The organism is Paenibacillus sp. FSL R5-0912, assembly GCF_000758605.1.
Taxonomy (GTDB): Bacteria; Bacillota; Bacilli; order Paenibacillales; family Paenibacillaceae; genus Paenibacillus_AQ.
This window is the reverse complement of record NZ_CP009282.1, coordinates 4,198,439-4,214,448: the sequence shown is the minus strand read 5'-3', so window position 1 is coordinate 4,214,448 and position 16,010 is coordinate 4,198,439. Positions and strand designations below refer to the sequence as shown.

Genomic DNA, 16,010 nt, shown 5'->3' with positions numbered 1-16,010 from the left:
AAATTAGCGATTGTTGCTTATATATAGATTATATCTATGGCATTATTCAAAATCTATTATAACTTTTATCTTCCGCTTTACAAACTCAGTACTTTTACATAACGAACGAGCCCTAGAATAAGAAGAGTCAGAAGAGAAGCTGACATGAGCACAGAAATGCTTCCAAAGTGAGTTTTGTACGAAGCAGACCAATGAAGCAGACACTCACAAAACCTTTAGGAGGAAAAAAACAATGCAATTCAGAAAATCTTGGATCATGGCTTTGGCTTTAACAAGCGTAGTAGCACTTTCGGCATGTGGCAACGGGGGAAATAATGCGGCAACCAATAACGGAGGCAATGCAGCTGCAACAAATACACAAAACAGCAGCGGCGCCGAATTAAGCGGATCTATTCTGGCTTCGGGCTCCACAGCACTGCAGCCGCTCGTAGAGCAGGCAGCAGAGAAATTTATGGATGCTAATGCAGGCGTCGATATTCAGGTTCAAGGCGGCGGAAGCGGAACAGGCTTGACACAAGTTGCTGAGAAGCAAGTGGATATCGGTAACTCCGACGTCTTCGCAGAAGAGAAATTGAAAGATGCTGATGCTGAAAAAGCGGCAGCACTCGTTGATCATCAGGTAGCTGTTGTAGCTATCGCAGCAGTAAGCAATCCGGATGCAGGTGTAGATACACTGACTAAGCAGCAGCTGGTTGACATCTTCACTGGCAAAATCAAGAACTGGAGCGAAGTCGGCGGTGCTGACCAGGCGATTCAGATCATCAACCGTCCTGCAAGCTCAGGTACACGCGCAACCTTCGAGAGCTTCGCGCTTGGCACCAAAACGGATGATCTTCCAGGATCGATTCAAGAGGATTCTTCCGGTACTGTTAAGAAAATTATCGGTGAAACACCGGGAGCTATCGGTTATCTGGCTCTGTCCTACCTGGATGATTCCGTTAAAACCTTGAGCTATGACGGTGTTGAACCTTCTGTAGACAACGTAATTGCCGGTAAATATCCGGTATGGGCTTACGAGCACATGTACACTAACGGTGAGCCGAATGAAACAGTAAAAGCTTTCCTGGACTTCATGATGACTGATGAAGTACAGACAGGAGATGTAGTAGAGCTTGGTTACATTCCGGCTTCGCAGATGCAGGTATCCCGCGATGTAGCAGGAACTGTAACACCTAAGTAAGTACTACAGATTCATTCACAGGTATCATCCATTAGAACTTCATGTGATTAGAGGCGGATTTCTTCTGCCTCTCTTTTCACTTTAGAAAGAGGGAGCATCTTGAGGGTAAAACCAAAGAAAACGCGGTTTGAAAAACATCATATAGAGAATTTTATCGGACGCGCTTATATGTCCTTTTGTGTACTGCTATTGATTGTAATCATTGTATCGATGGTTTATTTCGTAGCCTCTAAAGGAATTGCGAACTTTGTAAGCGGTGAGGTTAAGGTTTCCGATTTCCTGTTCGGCACGAAGTGGTCGCCTGAAGCGGATACGCCTTCTTATGGAGCTTTTCCGTTTATAGCCGGTTCCTTCCTGGTAACACTGCTTGCCGCGCTTATCGCAAGTCCGCTTAGCATCTGTGCCGCATTATTTATGACTGAAATCGTCCCTGGTTGGGGCAAAAAACTGCTGCAGCCGGTTATCGAGCTGTTGTCAGGTATTCCGTCTGTCGTATACGGGTTCGTTGGCTTAAGTGTCATTGTACCTTTTTTGCGGAATACATTGCCCGGACAGGGCATCGGGGTTGCTGCAGGCGCGCTAGTGCTGTCGGTGATGATCCTGCCGACCATTACCAGCGTGGCTGCAGACGCGCTTGCTTCTTTGCCGCAAAACTTGAAAGAATCCTCATTTGCGCTCGGTGCCACTCGCTGGCAGACGATCTCCCGTGTCATTCTCCCGACGACCTTCCCGGCTATTATGACGGGGGTGGTACTGGGGATGGCCCGTGCATTCGGTGAAGCACTTGCTGTACAGATGGTTATCGGTAATGCGCCTTTTGTGCCGCGTTCGCTGTTCGAATCCGCGTCTACTCTGACCAGTGTTATTACGCTGGGTATGGGGAACACGACGATGGGTTCACCGCAGAACAACGCGCTATGGAGCATGGCTCTCGTGCTTATGCTGATGACATTTGTATTCGTACTGCTTGTTAGAATGCTCGAAAGGAGAAATAAAATTTGAAGCCGAGAACAGCAGACAAAATTGCCACTGCTATCATTGTAACGTTCGCTTTGCTTATCGTAGCTATTCTGGTTGGCCTGCTTGGATATATCCTCATCCGCGGGATGAGTCATATCAGCTGGGACTTCCTGACTTCGGCACCACAGAAGATCCGTGCAGGAGGCGGGGTAGGACCTCAGCTCTTCAACTCCCTGTTCCTGCTGGTGCTGACCCTGATTATTACTATACCGCTTGGACTTGGAGCGGGGATCTTCATGGCAGAATATGCCCGTCCCGGCAGACTGACTAACTTCATCCGTCTGGTTGTGGAAGTGTTATCTTCCTTCCCGTCCATCATCGTCGGTCTATTCGGTCTCTTATTGATCGTCAATACCTTCAATCTCGGATTCTCCCTGATCTCGGGAGCACTCGCGCTTACCTTCTTCAACCTTCCGCTGATGGTTCGTATCACCGAGCAGGCTTTCCGCACGGTGCCTAAGCAGCAGAAGGAAGCGGGCTTCGCGCTTGGTTTATCCAAGTGGAAGATTGTGACTTCGGTACTGCTCCCGGTAGCTCTGCCAACGATCATTACGGGAACGATCCTGTCCGCCGGACGCGTCTTCGGTGAAGCGGCAGCATTGATGTTCACGGCGGGGATGAGCAGTCCGCGTCTGGACTTCAGCAACTGGAATCCGCTTAGTCCTTCTTCACCGCTTAACCCGTTCCGTCCGGCAGAAACACTGGCGGTTCATATCTGGAAGGTCAACAGCGAAGGTCTGGCGCCGGATGCGCTGCAGATCGCAGCAGGTGCTTCGGCAGTGCTGGTGCTGACCGTATTAATCTTCAACCTGGCTGCCCGTTTCTTCGGCAGATTCATCTATCGCAAGCTTACCGCTTCCAAGAGAATGAACTAGGCTAATAAGACAAAGAGAGTTTACGCTTTCGAAGCGAGTTTTGCGTAGAAGACTCAGAAAGCGGATGCTGACCAAACTTTTAGGAGGAGTAAGAGATGGGCATAGCGGAACCGGTGGTACGCGAATCATTTCAAACTGAGGATCTGAGTATTTATTATGGCACTTATGAGGCGGTTAAAGGAATTAGTCTTCCCTTCGCCCAGAATACGGTAACAGCATTGATCGGCCCTTCCGGCTGCGGGAAATCAACCTTTCTGCGTTCCCTTAACCGGATGAATGATGATATCTCCGGCTCGACTACCAAAGGCAGCATCTGGATTGACGGTATAGATATCAATGCTTCCGGAACAGATGTTATCAAGCTGCGCCAAAAAATCGGCATGGTCTGGCAAAAGCCGAATCCTTTTTACAAATCCATCTATGACAATATCGCCTTTGGTCCTAAGTATCATGGAATTAAGGGCAAAAAAGCACTGGATGAAATCGTGGAGAGCAGCCTGCGCCGCGCCGCCCTGTGGGATGAGGTCAAAGACCGCTTGAAGGACTCTGCACTGGCATTGTCTGGCGGACAGCAGCAGCGTCTGTGTATTGCCAGGGCACTTTCGGTTAACCCGCAGATCCTGCTGCTTGATGAGCCGGCTTCAGCACTTGATCCTGTATCGACAGGCAAGGTGGAGGAGCTGATTAAGGAACTGAAGGAAGAGCTGCGGATCGTAATCGTTACCCATAACATGCAGCAGGCAGCGCGGATCTCGGATTATACAGCCTACTTCTATCTGGGCTCGCTTGTGGAATATGACAAGACCGAGAAGGTCTTCAGCAATCCGGAGAATCAGATGACCCAGGAATATATTATGGGCCGTTTCGGCTGACGGACAGGCATTACAATAGTTACAGGAGCCATAGGCACCATTCCTTGCGAATGGTGTTTATTTTATACCCTTAATGCAATATATAATGTACATAATGGTTGATATAGATTACAATGTAGTGGAAATACATATCATTCCAGGAGGATTCCGGGTGGGTGAGCATAAGAACATCAAATTGAAGCTGGCGCGGGTGCAGAAAGACCTGTCGCAGGAGCAGCTGGCAGATGCGGTAGGGGTAACGAGACAGACCATCGGTCTGATCGAAGCGGGAAACTACAACCCGACGATGCGATTGTGTATTGCCATTTGCAGAGTGCTGGGTACAACGCTTAACGATATTTTCTGGGAGGAAGAAGAATGAAGCATCGGGGAATTAAGGATGAACGGATCATTACCGAGTTTCAAAAGCTTAATTCGCATGGATTCGCGATTTGTTTTGCAGGACTGATGATTAGCCTCGCGGTGAAAGTATTTATACTGAATTGGGATATAAAATTATGGCTGGATACCTTTCTGATCTTGATGGCGGCTTGTTTATATGTCGTTATTCGAGGAATCCGTGCAGGACTCTATCAGCTGCCGCCTAAGGCGGGGGAGGTGAAACGCTTCAAGAAAATGAATCTTATTGGCGGATTGCTCAGTTCTGTGGTGTGGGGTGCTCTTATGTTTAGCTATGATCTGTTGGACAGTGATCCGATGGATCTGTCAAATAGCATAATGAGTAACGGGGCTGGAGCAGTTATATTCTTCTTAGGAATTACCGCGCTGCAGTGGCTAATGATCAAGCGGTCCAATAAAAATGCCGACAAAATGCTGGACTCGGAGAACTAGGAAGAATCCGCAATCAGCGGGGATATAACCCTCGTTTTTCTCAGTACAAATGTAGAAAATACAGTTCCCTCTTGCAAAACTAATGTTATTAGTTTATTATTTAACTAATAACATTAGTTTTGAGGAGGATCCTTATGAGAGTAACTCAAGAAGGTTATCTGCACCAGCTAACCTGGCTGCCGCGCTTATTTCCCGTTAACTGTTATCTGGTCGAAGAAAAAGAGGAGCTTACTCTAATAGATGCAGGCATGCCTTATAGTTTACAAGGTATCCTACAACAGTCCTCCAGGCTTCAGAAGCCGCTTACCCGGATCGTGCTAACCCATGGCCATATGGATCATGTCGGGGCGCTGGATGCGCTCAAGAAGCTTGTTCCTGGGGCCAAGGTCTATATCTCGGAACGCGATGCGGCGCTGCTGGCCGGTGACCGCTCGCTAAGGGCAGGTGAGCTTCAGACCCCGATTAAGGGCAGTGTACCTGCCAAGATAGCAACGAAGCCCGATGTGCTGCTGTACGAAGGGGATACCATCGGCTCACTGACGGCCATAAGTACGCCCGGGCATACTCCGGGATCTATGTCTTTCCGGGATCAGCGCAGTGGCGCACTAATTGTAGGGGATGCGTTCCAGACCTTCCGGGCAACCGCTGTGTCCGGCAAGAAGGTACCGTTGTTTCCTTTTCCGGCTATGGCGACATGGAGTCTGGAGCAGGCACTGGCCAGTGCCTATAAGCTAATTGATCTAGCGCCTTCAGTACTGGCTGTAGGACATGGAAATCTGGTGAGGCACCCGGTGGAATCCATGAAACATGCGGCAGCAGAGGCGGGCAGGCTATTGGTGAATGGAGGGAAAGTGCATGGCTAGAGCCGGTTTGGACACACATACTCTGGTGCTGGCAGCAGCAGAGCTGGCAGACGCACAGGGTGTTCAGGAGGTGACGCTGGCTGCACTGGCGGCCAAGCTGGGCGTTCGCCCGCCGTCGTTGTATAATCACATTAACGGACTCGCGGGTCTGCGGACACTGCTGGCGATTCACGGGCTGGAGCAGCTCTATGACGCCATGTCAGCTGCAGCGGAAGGCGCACGGGGCGAACAGGCCGTTCATGCGCTGAGTCAGGCTTACATCGGATTTGCCAGACAACATCCGGGGCTGTACGAAACAACATTGAGAGCACCTGAGCAGGGAGACACCGCTCTGGAGGCTGCGGGCGGGAAGGTTCTGTCGCTGATTATTCAAGTCCTGTCCTGCTTTGGGCTGGATGAGGAAGGGAACCTGCACGCCGTCCGGGGATTGCGCAGCATACTACACGGGTTCTCTGCCCTTGAGAATCAAGGCGGCTTCGGAATGCCGCTGGACTTGAATGTAAGTCTTACCCGGCTGATCCGCGCTTATATTGCCGGAATCCGCTGCATGGGTGAGGGAGCAGATGAGCTTGAATGAAAATACATCGAGGAGGCAGAATGAGTGGGTAGTGTAGAAAGCCTAGAGAGTATTACAACATTTGAGGAGATGGCTGAAGTTGTGGCCAAGCTGGGGATCGTACCGCTGGCCCCGTTGATCCCTGGGCATCCTTCTGTGAACGGGCTGACTCTGGCGGAGAACTGGCATACCGGTTCCGAGCTGGACCCCTGGGGCTGGCGGGTGAGATTTCCGGGAGAAGGATTGGCCGGATACGGTAAGTTTATTAAGAAAAAAGCCGTTCTGGTATCCCGTGAATGGCTTCCCGCTTATCTGGCGGCGGCAGGCAGTCCGCGGTCCCTAGAGGAGCGGTATGACAGCGGTCTTGCTACTAGAGAAGCGCTAACGTTATTGCAGATTATCCGGGAGCACGAAGGCATAGAGACACGCCAGCTGCGTTCTATGGCTGATATGAAGGCCAAAGAGAAGAAAACGGCTTTTGACAACGCGGTAACCGAGCTTCAAGGCACTCTGGATATTGTAATCTCTGGAGTTAAGCAACGGCTGAATGCGGACGGTGAGCCGAACGGGTGGAACAGTACCTCTTTTGAAACAACGGGCCACTGGATGAATGATGCGGGAATCGAAACTTTTGAAGGAATGAGAGAAGAGGCGGTGGCGTGGCTGCGTTCGAGAATGGACGGGAGCTGGACACCGGAAGCAATAGCCTGGATCAGCAAGGCGTTAGTCTGGAAATAAGCATATCATGGTAGTCCTCGAGATTAGCGGGGACTATTTTTTTGTACCCCTGTCTACAAAATAAAACGGCTAATCCATTTCCCGCAGGAACAGACCGGCCGTAAGCGCTTACGGGGAAGCGTATATATTGAAGCAGCCTTATAGCATAGGGGCGAGGTATGCAATCAAAAAGTACAAGAACCCGAACAGCAGCATGATGTAGGCTGTGTACTTGATTGCATCGGAGGCTACGATACTTAAGTCTTTGGGGGCCTGGACTTCCAGACGTTCCGGTTCAGTCGAATCCACTTCTTGATTAAAAGATTCTTTCATCAGGATTCCCTCCTAAGTGTTTGGTAAGCATAAACTTCCAGAGTCGCTTCACAGGTTCTGGCATCAGAAGCTTCGTAATAACTTTGGGTGCGGGACTTGTAAACACTATCCTTAATTGTATTGTGACATATTTGTGAATTAAATTCAACAATATTGTGAATATTCTTTGAACTAATCTTCAAATTTGGGCTATTGGAGGAATGAACAAGCAGGAAACTAACGATTCTATTTCCAAGCTGTACGATGGGAGCACACCCTGCCAAGGTTACTTAGCGGAATCTGAGTCGGAAAATTCTCGATACACTAACTCCATAGCTCTCTTATACAAAATGACCCCGCCATTCTCCCATAAGGGGAACGGCGGGGCCACAATTCATTAACAAACGTCAAACCACAATCCTCAAGCTACAATCCACAGGCAAAAGCTTAAGCCCAATCTCCGTTACGGAAGATAGGGTCAACAGAGCCGTCATCGGCAATTCCGTCGATGCTCATCTCCGGGGAACCCATCATAAAGTCTACATGTGTCAGACTCTGGTTCATGCCTCTTTCAGCAAGCTGTTCCTTCGTCATATTGATGCCGTCCTGCAGCGTGAAAGCATAAGCAGCACCCAGCGCTAGGTGACAGGAAGCATTCTCGTCATACAGCGTGGTGTAGTAGAGAATGCCGCTCTCCGAGATCGGAGAGTGGAAAGGCACCAAGGCCACTTCGCCGAAGTAGGCCGCGCCTTCATCCATAGCCAGCAGGGAAGCCAAGGCCTCCTGGCCGACCTCTGCGGTAAAGTCTGTGACCTTACCGTTCTCCAGGGTCAAGGTGAAACGGTCGATTATGTTGCCGCCGTAGCTAAGCGGCTTGGTGCTGCTGACCTTGCCGTTAGCACCGGACTTCAGCGGGGCTGTGAACACTTCCTCGGTCGGAATGTTGGCCAGGAAGGACATACCGCGGCTGTTCACCGCACCGGCCTGACACCAGATATGGCCTTCAGGCAGCTCGATCGTCAGATCGGTTCCCGGTGCTGTGTAGTGAAGCTTGCGGTACTTCTTGGCGTTCAGCAGATCGCAGCGCTGCTTGAGGCCGCCCAGATGGCTGCTCCAGGCTGCAACGGGGTTCTCCTGGTCTGAGCGCACAGCTTTGAAGATTGCATCCCATAGCAGTTCAATCTGCTGCTCAGGCGCTGCGTCCGGGAATACCTTGGCGGCCCATGAAGGAGAAGGGAAGGCGATGCCGCTCCAGCTGACATGGTTAGCCATCATCATCTCCCGGTAAGGAGCCATGGCCTGGCCGGCGGTCTTCTGGTTATCAGAGATCCGGCTTGGTTCTACCCCGCTTAGCAAGTCCGGATTAGCCGAGATAATGGTCAGGAACGCAGCGCCATTACGCGCGAGATCCTCCAGCTCATCCGCCTGCCACTTGGGCGGCTCGAGGAAGCTCTCGGATGGAGCAAGATCATAACGTGTCCGTGTAACGAATTCATCGGTATAATTAACCTTTACCAGCTTCGCTCCTGCTTCATAGGCTTGGCGTACAATGAGCCGTACCAGCTCTGCGGAGACGATATCCGCATTGATTACAAGCGTTTGACCGGGCTGAATGTTGACTCCGATCTTTACAGCGAGCAGGGCGTAATTTTCGAGCTTTTGCTTGAAATCCAGCATGATTTCAGCTCCTTTCACGATCTTCTATTTTGTAATATGGAGTAGAAAAGGCATTAGAATGCCCAGTTGCCCTTCAGGAATACAGGCTCACGCGTACCGTCAGCCGTGATACCATAAATATCCATCTCTGCTGAGCCGATCATGAAATCGACATGGGTTACGCTGGTATTGAGACCATGGGCGATCAGCTCATCCTGGTTCATTTCTTTGCCGCCTTCGAGGCAGAAGGCATATGCAGTGCCGATCGCCAGATGGTTGGACGCATTCTCGTCAAACAAGGTGTTGAAATAAAGGATGTTAGAGTCGGAGATCGGCGAGTTGTGCGGCACGAGTGCGACTTCACCCAGGTACTTGGCGCCTTCATCGAGACTGATCAGATATTCCAGGGCTTCCTGGCCTTGCTCGGCGCTTACGCTGGTAATCCGGCCCTGTTCAAAGGTAATCGAAAAGCCGTCAATAATATTCCCGCCGTAGCTGAGCGGCTTCGTGCTTCTGACAGTACCGTCAACGCCGGTTTTCTTCGGAGCCGTGAACACTTCTTCAGTTGGCATGTTGGCGACAAAAGAATGACCTTTAGCATTGATGCTGTCGCCCTGCGCCCAAATATGGCCTTCAGGCAGCTCGATACTAAGGTCGGTTCCAGGTGCTATGTAATGCAGGCTTTTGTATTTCTTCGCATTGAGAACATCCGCTTTCTGCTCCAGCGTATCCAGATGCTCCTGCCAGGCGGCTACAGGGTCTTCGCGGTCCAGGCGTACGGTGTGGAAGATTGCCTCCCAGAGTTTATCTACGCGCTCTTCTTCAGGCACGTCAGGGAATACCTTGTCTGCCCAAGGCTGGGACGGGATGGCTACAATACTCCAGCTGACTTTATCAGACATCTGCATTTCGCGGTATTTCGTAAGTGCAGCTCCCCGGGTCTTCTGGAAGTTGGCGATCCGCTCAGGATCAATACCTTTGAGTGCATCCGGATTCTCGGCAATAACGTTCAGAAATGCTGCGCCGTTCTCGGCGAATTCGGTCACTTCACCCGCGAACCAGGTTGGAGCCTTGGTGAACACTTCAGGTGCAGCATGCTCGAACTGCTGGCGCGTAATGAACTCGTCACTCCAGTTAACCTTGACCTGGCTTGCGCCGATGGCATATGCTTTGGCGGTAATCAGGTGGACGAACTCGGCTGCGGAAATCGGAGCATTCACGACCAGGATTTGCCCCGGCTGAACATTTACACCGATCTGCACAGCCAGATCAGCATATTTACTTAGCTTGGATTGAAGCTCTGTTTGAGTCATTGCGATTTCCTCCATTACCATAATTTTAGCTCGGAATAAGCATTGTACTAAATTATTAACCGCCGGATGAAAAAAGTCAATTACAGCGCAAAAGGAAAGGAATTGCTTACATATCAATGTTATACTGAATATTGTGGGCATGATCAGATGAAAGGAAGGAAAGAGTATGAACCTAGAAATCACCAAAGCAGAAATGAAACGCGTAGAGGATAGAAGTTTTGTCGGGAGAACGGTGTTTACACTGGAGAATCACAGCTCCCCTTATGAGATCACTTTCTTCAGTTCACGGGGAACCGAATGGGATTACAGCCTGAGCTTCGCCGGTGAACCGGGAAGTGAAGAGCAGTTCCTTGAGGTGGATGCCCTGCTGGAGAATGATGACGATGTATACAATCAGCTGCTGGACGCGGCACTCGACACTCAGGAGATTCCGGAAGAGGAAGCCTAGACCCTTTCCGGATAGCCTTGTCATACAATAGACTTTCTATGTACAAGCTGTTATTAAAAAATGCGACTCCGTTCCGGCAGAATAATCTTGCCGCACAGGGTCGCATTTCACATTTCAAAGGTAACGCAGAGTTTAGCCGATGGTAATATTGCCTTCAGGGTACCGGTAGAGTTCCTTACTATTCTTCGGTTTGAGTGCATAAGCAAGTGTAAGCGGTCCTGTCCGGCCGACAAACATCAGAATGATCACCAGCACCTTACCGATTGTTGTCAGCTCTGTAGTCAGTCCCATTGTTATACCGGAAGTACCGAAAGCGGAGACTGCCTCGAACAGCACGGTCAGAAAATCCGCACTTTCCGTCACGGACAGCAGCATGGTCGAGATAACCACCAGCATCAGTGACAGCAGGGTCATGGTAATCGCCCTGTAGACATTCTCCTTCGAGATCCGGTGGCGGAACATTACGATATCCTCTTTGCCCCGAAGCTTGGCATAGGCTGTGCTGGCCAGAATCGCAAAGGTGGTAATCTTAATCCCGCCGCCGGTGGAGCCGGGAGCTGCTCCGATAAACATCAGCAGAATCATCAGGAATTGCGTGGATTCACGCAGCAGCGGGATCTCGATCGTTGTCACCCCACCAGAGCGTGGCGTAATCGCCTGCAGGAAGGAAGCCATTATCTTGCCTCCGGCATGCAGCGGCTTCAGCGTGGAATTCAGCTCCAGCCAGAAGAAAATAGCCGCGCCAATCACAATGAGAGCAGCAGAAGTGGCAAGGACTACCTTGGAATGAAGAGTCAGCCGCTTACGTTTCGGAAAGTCGATTACATCAGATAATACAATAAAGCCGATACCGCCGAGGAAGATCAGCAGCATGGAGGTAATATTCACAATCGGATCTTCAACATAGCGGGTTAAACCGCTGAAGGGCCCGTGAACATCCCCGAACAGATCAAATCCGGCATTGTTGAAGATGGATATACTATGGAATACTCCGTAATACGCTGCTTTGCCAAAAGGCATGTCCATCATAAATCTTGCGGCAAGAAGAATGGCCCCGGTCAGCTGAATCACCAGCGAGTAGATTAGCACCCGGCGGATCAGCTTCACAATTCCCTGCATGGAATTCTGATTCATGGATTCCTGCAGCAGCAGGCGCTCCTTCAGTGAGATCCGCTTGTTCAGCACCAGCGTGATCAGCGTCGCCATCGTAACGAACCCGAGACCGCCGAACTGGAATAGCACGAGCAGTACAATCTGTCCAAAAGCCGTCAGCTGCGTTCCTGTGTCAATGACAGCAAGCCCGGTTACACAGGTCGCTGAGGTAGCCATGAACAGTGCATCAATGAAAGAGATTCTTCCGCCGGTAGAAGCAGCAGGGAGACACAGAAGCAGGGTGCCGGCCGCGATTAGTATTACAAAGCCCAGTGATAGTATTTTGGGCGGCGTCAGCCTGAGATACCCAAAGGATAGGTTAGCCAAGTCTCATTCTCCTGACATCTGGATAGGATCTGACAAGATTATAGCATAACTTATATTCCCGTCACCAAAGAGGCAGGAAATTGACATATTTTATCGAAATGATTAAAGGCTCCACCTACTACTGTACTTTTAGAGGAGGCTCTACTTGCTGTGACAAGTCCCATACGGAATCAGGTTGGCGCTGTCTTCATCCCGGTTAGTGATATCGAAAGGTCCAAAAACTGGTATTGCAGCTTGCTTGGACTGCCGCTAGACGGTGAAATTTTGTTCGGGCATCTGTATGACGTGCCGATGCAGGGTCCGGGAATCGTGCTCGACAGCAGAATTTTTACAGCCGAGGCTGTGCTGAAGGTGCCTTCCTTCCATCTGCTTACCGACGACATTGATGCTGCCTATGATTATGTCAAAGCTACCGGAGCTGAAATTCTCACAGATATTGAACATGATCACTGGTTTAATTTCAAAGATCCGGACGGGAATGTGCTGATGATTTGCCGTTCAACCAACTAATTAATTGCATTAACTATATTGATTAATGTTGTTAATTATAATACAGGGAGTATTGCGAATGATAAGAGAAGCCACACCGGAGGATGCCTACGGCTTAGAGAAGCTGTACCGGATTCTGTTGCCGGAGCACACGGATATCCAAGTATCGCCGCAAAGAATCAGCCAAATTGCCAATAATCCGGACAGCCTGCTGATCGTATACGAAGAAGAGGGGGAGGTAGCGGGTACGTTACATCTGCACTTGTGCATGGATGCGCTTAGCGGTGACCGTCCGTTCGGAGTCATAGAGCGTGTTGTAACTGACCCGCAGCTGCGCGGCAAGGGAATTGGAGCCTCACTGATGCAATTCGCAGAAGAGGCAGCAGCGGCCAGAGGCGCCCTTAAGGTAATGCTGTCCAGCAAGAGCTGCCGCACGGATGCCCACCGCTTCTACGAGCGCCTGGGGTACGACGGAGAGGGAAGCAAGCTTTTCAAAAAATACATACCGGTCTAAATGCAGGAGGAATGTAATGGATATCATACTGAGGGAACTGATTCCTGAAGACGCCGCCGCACTCTTAAGTCTGCAGCACCGGCTGGATCAGGAAACTTCGTATATGCTGCTTGCACCCGGAGAGAGGCAGACCGGAATTCCGCAGGTGGAAGAAATGATCGCAAGCTTCGGGAATGCTCAAACCTCTATCCTGATCGGAGCCGAAGCTGACGGTGAGCTGGCGGGATACCTGTCAGTCAGGGGAGGAAGCGTCAGCCGCAATAAACACAGTGCCTATATAGTCATCGGCATCCTGAAGCAATATCAGGGCATGGGAGTCGGCAGCGGATTGTTCCATGAGATGGACTTGTGGGCGAACCGGAGCGACATTGTGCGTCTGGAGCTTACGGTAATGAAGCATAATGAGCGGGCTGTTGCGCTGTATACGAGGTATGGTTTTGAGATTGAAGGCGTGAAGAAAAAGTCGCTGCTGGTGGATGGGGAATGGGTAGACGAATATTATATGAGTAAAATATTTAACCCCGCCTCTATATAGTTAATGGTATTAATTATAGGCGTGATTACGTTAGTACTCACCAAAGTATGCAAGAAAGGCGCTTCCCCTGGGAAGCGCCTTTCTGTATTACTGCAGCGTATCTATCCGCTTTAGTCGCTGTGTACTGCGGCATCTTCGGTGACCGGAAGATCAATCTTGATCTCAACCTTACGGATACGGTGGCGGTTCATCTCACGCACAGTCAGAGTGACATGCTCATACACATGGCTTTTGCCGACAACCGGCTCTTCCAGGTGACTGTACAGCCATCCGCCGATCGTAGTCACTTCGTCGTCGTGGAAATCAAGACCTGTAAGATCTTTGATCTCCAGCAGAGACACATTGCCGTCAAACAGATAATGGGTCTCGCTCAGCTTCTCTACATTTCTGCGTTCGTCCCCGTCGAATTCGTCGCGGATCTCACCGACAATCTCTTCCAGGATGTCTTCAATCGTAATGAGGCCGGAGGTTCCGCCGTATTCATCCAGCAGAAGGGCGATATGCACGCGCTCCTTCTGCATACGGGTCAGCAGCGTCTTCACCGGCGTTACTTCCGATACGGTAAGAATCGGCAGAATCAGGCTTTTGAAATCAAAATCAGGGTTGTTGTCATATTGCAGGTACAGCTGCTTGGTATTAATCATACCGATGATATTGTCTTTGCTTCCGTCTGCTACAGGGAAACGCGTATACTGCTCCTTGCGGATAATAGCGATATTCTCCAGCAGCGAGTGGTCGGTGAACAGACATACCATATCTGTCCGGGGAACCATGATTTCTTTGGCCAGCATTTCATCAAAGGTGAAGATCCGGTTCACATAACCGTATTCCGCTTTGTTAATTTTGCCGCTCTCATAGCTCTCGGACAAGATCAGGCGGATCTCGTCTTCACTGTGGGCATCGCCATGTTCACTGGCCGGCTTCATTCCGAACATACGGACGAGCAGGTTGGCGGAACCGTTCATGATCCAAATCAAAGGGTACAATACTCTGTAGAACCAAATAATCAGCGGTGCGGTAATCTGACCGATTTTCTCCGGAATGTTTATAGCGGCCGTCTTCGGTGCAAGTTCACCGACAACGACATGCAGGAATGTGGCGATAATGAAGGCCAGTGCAAAAGCAATAGGCTCACTAACGCTGTGGCTCAGGTTCGTCAGGTCGAACAATGGTATCAGCAGCTGCTCAAATGCAGGCTCTGCCAACGCCCCGATCCCGAGTGCAGTAATGGTGATTCCAAGCTGACAAGCAGACAGATATCCATCGAGGTTAGCAGATACCCGCTGTACCGCTAGCGCATTCTTCTTCCCGTCGAGTACCATCTGGCTGACCTGGCTTCCTCTTAATCTCACTACTGCAAACTCCGTTGCTACAAAAAATGCGGTTAAAATAATCAAAATTGCCACGAGCGTCAAACTAAGTCCTATACCCATATAATCTTTACCATCCCTTTCGTCCCTAAAATAGGTTATACTCATATTATGAGTTCACATGAACCTATTGTACGAACTTTTGGGTGAAATATCAAATGGTGGAGGGTTGCCATCTATGGAAGCATTTACACTTAGCCGGATAGAGATGTCCGGACTATTACTGTCTCTAAGCCAAAACTCGGAGCGGAAGCCGCTCCATATTCTGCAGGAAGCCTGGACCAAGTTCCACCGTGAAGAGGTGCGGGAGGGGACGTCGCTGCCGGCTTTTCTCTCTACGGATATTCCCCCGATCCTGCAGAAATTGATCAAAGGCAGCGGCATCAAAGGGTTATCCCTTGGTGAAATCGCCTCGCTCGGCAGTCTGATTGAGTATTCCACATTATCCGTCACGGCTATGCAGAACTGGGTAAAGCGTGACTTCAAGGAATATCTCGGGGCGCCGCGTGAAGGGAAGAAGTATTCCATTAATCAGGCTGCGCTTCTATTTATAATTGATGATCTCAAGGCTGCGCTCGATTTCGAGAGTATCCGCCAGCTCTTCCGGATGCTGTTCCTCGCACCTGAGCGCGATGATGATGATCTGGTTGAACCGGCACAGTTGTATCACGGGTATGCAGAGCTGTTCGAAGAGATCAAGACCCGTTCCCCGATGGTGCAGGGACAAGCTCAGCCTGGTAACCCCAAAGAGTATTTGCTGAAATCCGACAGTGCGCTCAAATCGGCGATGGACGGAATGATGAAGCGGCTCAGCCATCTGACCAGATCACAGCGGGATGCCGTACAGAATATGCTCCTGATCGCTGCCATATCGGTTCAGACCTGTTATTTTCAGGCGATGGCCCGGCAATATTTCAATGCGGTGTTATTCCTTGATTTTTGAACCGTCCGATTCTAGAATGTGTAAGTGACACTAGTCT

At 50.2% G+C, this 16,010-nt stretch carries 19 protein-coding genes; 14 read left to right on the top strand and 5 right to left on the bottom strand.

Going from position 1 to position 16,010, the window contains the following annotated elements; translation table 11 throughout:
• The first annotated feature begins 232 nt into the window (after positions 1–232).
• From R50912_RS17650 to R50912_RS17610, 9 genes are all read left to right on the top strand, one after another.
• Positions 233–1,180 carry a phosphate ABC transporter substrate-binding protein PstS family protein gene (locus R50912_RS17650; protein WP_039298912.1) on the top strand — a complete coding sequence of 316 codons (948 nt, stop codon included), beginning with the start codon at positions 233–235 and terminating at the stop codon, positions 1,178–1,180.
• 99 nt (positions 1,181–1,279) lie between these two features.
• On the top strand, positions 1,280–2,182 hold the full coding sequence (gene pstC, locus R50912_RS17645; protein WP_039298909.1) for a phosphate ABC transporter permease subunit PstC: 903 nt from the start codon (positions 1,280–1,282) through the stop codon (positions 2,180–2,182).
• On the top strand, positions 2,179–3,075 hold the full coding sequence (gene pstA / locus R50912_RS17640) for a phosphate ABC transporter permease PstA (RefSeq protein ID WP_039298906.1): 897 nt from the start codon (positions 2,179–2,181) through the stop codon (positions 3,073–3,075). Before pstC ends, pstA begins: the two co-directional genes overlap by 4 nt.
• A gap of 95 nt (positions 3,076–3,170) precedes the next feature.
• Positions 3,171–3,947, top strand: a complete 777-nt coding sequence (gene pstB / locus R50912_RS17635; RefSeq protein WP_042236732.1) for a phosphate ABC transporter ATP-binding protein PstB — start codon at positions 3,171–3,173, stop codon at positions 3,945–3,947.
• Positions 3,948–4,098: 151 nt separating this feature from the next.
• On the top strand, positions 4,099–4,308 hold the full coding sequence (locus R50912_RS17630) for a helix-turn-helix transcriptional regulator (RefSeq protein WP_042236731.1): 210 nt from the start codon (positions 4,099–4,101) through the stop codon (positions 4,306–4,308).
• On the top strand, positions 4,305–4,778 hold the full coding sequence (locus R50912_RS17625) for a DUF6773 family protein (RefSeq protein ID WP_042236730.1): 474 nt from the start codon (positions 4,305–4,307) through the stop codon (positions 4,776–4,778). The genes R50912_RS17630 and R50912_RS17625 overlap by 4 nt, the downstream gene beginning before the upstream one ends.
• A gap of 134 nt (positions 4,779–4,912) precedes the next feature.
• Positions 4,913–5,641 (top strand): MBL fold metallo-hydrolase, encoded by a 729-nt coding sequence (locus tag R50912_RS17620; protein WP_042236729.1) that lies wholly within the window; start codon positions 4,913–4,915, stop codon positions 5,639–5,641.
• Positions 5,634–6,218 carry a TetR/AcrR family transcriptional regulator gene (locus R50912_RS17615; RefSeq protein ID WP_042236728.1) on the top strand — a complete coding sequence of 195 codons (585 nt, stop codon included), beginning with the start codon at positions 5,634–5,636 and terminating at the stop codon, positions 6,216–6,218. The genes R50912_RS17620 and R50912_RS17615 overlap by 8 nt, the downstream gene beginning before the upstream one ends.
• 24 nt (positions 6,219–6,242) lie before the next feature.
• A complete protein-coding gene (locus R50912_RS17610) occupies positions 6,243–6,935 on the top strand; it encodes an AlkZ-related protein (RefSeq protein WP_081956556.1) in 693 nt (230 codons plus the stop codon).
• Positions 6,936–7,073: 138 nt separating this feature from the next.
• Here the strand turns inward: R50912_RS17610 and R50912_RS35005 are convergent, their stop codons facing one another.
• The 3 genes from R50912_RS35005 to R50912_RS17600 all read right to left on the bottom strand — a co-directional run bounded on the left by R50912_RS35005 (position 7,074) and on the right by R50912_RS17600 (position 10,195).
• The gene (locus R50912_RS35005) at positions 7,074–7,247 is read right to left on the bottom strand and encodes a hypothetical protein (protein WP_156118649.1); all 174 of its coding nucleotides are present in this window, start codon (positions 7,245–7,247) and stop codon (positions 7,074–7,076) included.
• Positions 7,248–7,673: 426 nt separating this feature from the next.
• Positions 7,674–8,903, bottom strand: coding sequence for an aminopeptidase (locus tag R50912_RS17605; RefSeq protein ID WP_042236727.1), 1,230 nt, complete (start codon positions 8,901–8,903; stop codon positions 7,674–7,676).
• A gap of 53 nt (positions 8,904–8,956) precedes the next feature.
• Positions 8,957–10,195 carry an aminopeptidase gene (locus R50912_RS17600; RefSeq protein ID WP_042236725.1) on the bottom strand — a complete coding sequence of 413 codons (1,239 nt, stop codon included), beginning with the start codon at positions 10,193–10,195 and terminating at the stop codon, positions 8,957–8,959.
• 166 nt (positions 10,196–10,361) lie between these two features.
• Between R50912_RS17600 and R50912_RS17595 the strand changes: the two genes are divergently transcribed.
• Positions 10,362–10,643, top strand: coding sequence for a hypothetical protein (locus tag R50912_RS17595; protein ID WP_039298880.1), 282 nt, complete (start codon positions 10,362–10,364; stop codon positions 10,641–10,643).
• Positions 10,644–10,775: 132 nt separating this feature from the next.
• Here the strand turns inward: R50912_RS17595 and R50912_RS17590 are convergent, their stop codons facing one another.
• Entirely contained in the window at positions 10,776–12,122 is a 1,347-nt protein-coding gene (locus R50912_RS17590) for a TrkH family potassium uptake protein (RefSeq protein WP_042236724.1), read from the bottom strand.
• 150 nt (positions 12,123–12,272) lie between these two features.
• On the opposite strand from R50912_RS17590, the gene R50912_RS17585 reads away from it, so the two are divergent.
• From R50912_RS17585 to R50912_RS17575, 3 genes are read left to right on the top strand one after another with little or no spacing between them, the layout of a single operon-like run.
• Complete coding sequence (locus R50912_RS17585; RefSeq protein ID WP_042137700.1) at positions 12,273–12,632, top strand: VOC family protein; 360 nt, start codon at positions 12,273–12,275, stop codon at positions 12,630–12,632.
• 58 nt (positions 12,633–12,690) lie between these two features.
• Positions 12,691–13,125: a GNAT family N-acetyltransferase gene (locus R50912_RS17580; RefSeq protein ID WP_042236722.1), complete on the top strand. Its 435-nt coding sequence runs from the start codon at positions 12,691–12,693 to the stop codon at positions 13,123–13,125.
• A 16-nt stretch (positions 13,126–13,141) separates the two neighbouring features.
• A complete protein-coding gene (locus R50912_RS17575) occupies positions 13,142–13,660 on the top strand; it encodes a GNAT family N-acetyltransferase (RefSeq protein ID WP_081956555.1) in 519 nt (172 codons plus the stop codon).
• 110 nt (positions 13,661–13,770) lie between these two features.
• Here the strand turns inward: R50912_RS17575 and R50912_RS17570 are convergent, their stop codons facing one another.
• A complete protein-coding gene (locus R50912_RS17570; RefSeq protein WP_042236719.1) occupies positions 13,771–15,093 on the bottom strand; it encodes a hemolysin family protein in 1,323 nt (440 codons plus the stop codon).
• A 115-nt stretch (positions 15,094–15,208) separates the two neighbouring features.
• On the opposite strand from R50912_RS17570, the gene R50912_RS17565 reads away from it, so the two are divergent.
• A complete protein-coding gene (locus R50912_RS17565; RefSeq protein ID WP_042236718.1) occupies positions 15,209–15,973 on the top strand; it encodes a DUF1836 domain-containing protein in 765 nt (254 codons plus the stop codon).
• The last annotated feature ends 37 nt before the right edge of the window (positions 15,974–16,010 follow it).

What these genes read in the sequence shown, in the direction of transcription:
- R50912_RS17580 (WP_042236722.1), top strand. Translation starts at nt 12,691, where the DNA reads ATGATAAGAGAAGCCACACCGGAGGATGCCTACGGCTTAGAGAAGCTG.
- R50912_RS17650 (WP_039298912.1), top strand. Translation starts at nt 233, where the DNA reads ATGCAATTCAGAAAATCTTGGATCATGGCTTTGGCTTTAACAAGCGTA.
- R50912_RS17615 (WP_042236728.1), top strand. Translation starts at nt 5,634, where the DNA reads ATGGCTAGAGCCGGTTTGGACACACATACTCTGGTGCTGGCAGCAGCA.
- R50912_RS17620 (WP_042236729.1), top strand. Translation starts at nt 4,913, where the DNA reads ATGAGAGTAACTCAAGAAGGTTATCTGCACCAGCTAACCTGGCTGCCG.
- R50912_RS17565 (WP_042236718.1), top strand. Translation starts at nt 15,209, where the DNA reads ATGGAAGCATTTACACTTAGCCGGATAGAGATGTCCGGACTATTACTG.
- R50912_RS17605 (WP_042236727.1), bottom strand. Translation starts at nt 8,903, where the DNA reads ATGCTGGATTTCAAGCAAAAGCTCGAAAATTACGCCCTGCTCGCTGTA.
- R50912_RS17570 (WP_042236719.1), bottom strand. Translation starts at nt 15,093, where the DNA reads ATGGGTATAGGACTTAGTTTGACGCTCGTGGCAATTTTGATTATTTTA.
- R50912_RS17575 (WP_081956555.1), top strand. Translation starts at nt 13,142, where the DNA reads ATGGATATCATACTGAGGGAACTGATTCCTGAAGACGCCGCCGCACTC.
- R50912_RS35005 (WP_156118649.1), bottom strand. Translation starts at nt 7,247, where the DNA reads ATGAAAGAATCTTTTAATCAAGAAGTGGATTCGACTGAACCGGAACGT.
- R50912_RS17595 (WP_039298880.1), top strand. Translation starts at nt 10,362, where the DNA reads ATGAACCTAGAAATCACCAAAGCAGAAATGAAACGCGTAGAGGATAGA.
- R50912_RS17625 (WP_042236730.1), top strand. Translation starts at nt 4,305, where the DNA reads ATGAAGCATCGGGGAATTAAGGATGAACGGATCATTACCGAGTTTCAA.
- pstB (WP_042236732.1), top strand. Translation starts at nt 3,171, where the DNA reads ATGGGCATAGCGGAACCGGTGGTACGCGAATCATTTCAAACTGAGGAT.
- R50912_RS17600 (WP_042236725.1), bottom strand. Translation starts at nt 10,195, where the DNA reads ATGACTCAAACAGAGCTTCAATCCAAGCTAAGTAAATATGCTGATCTG.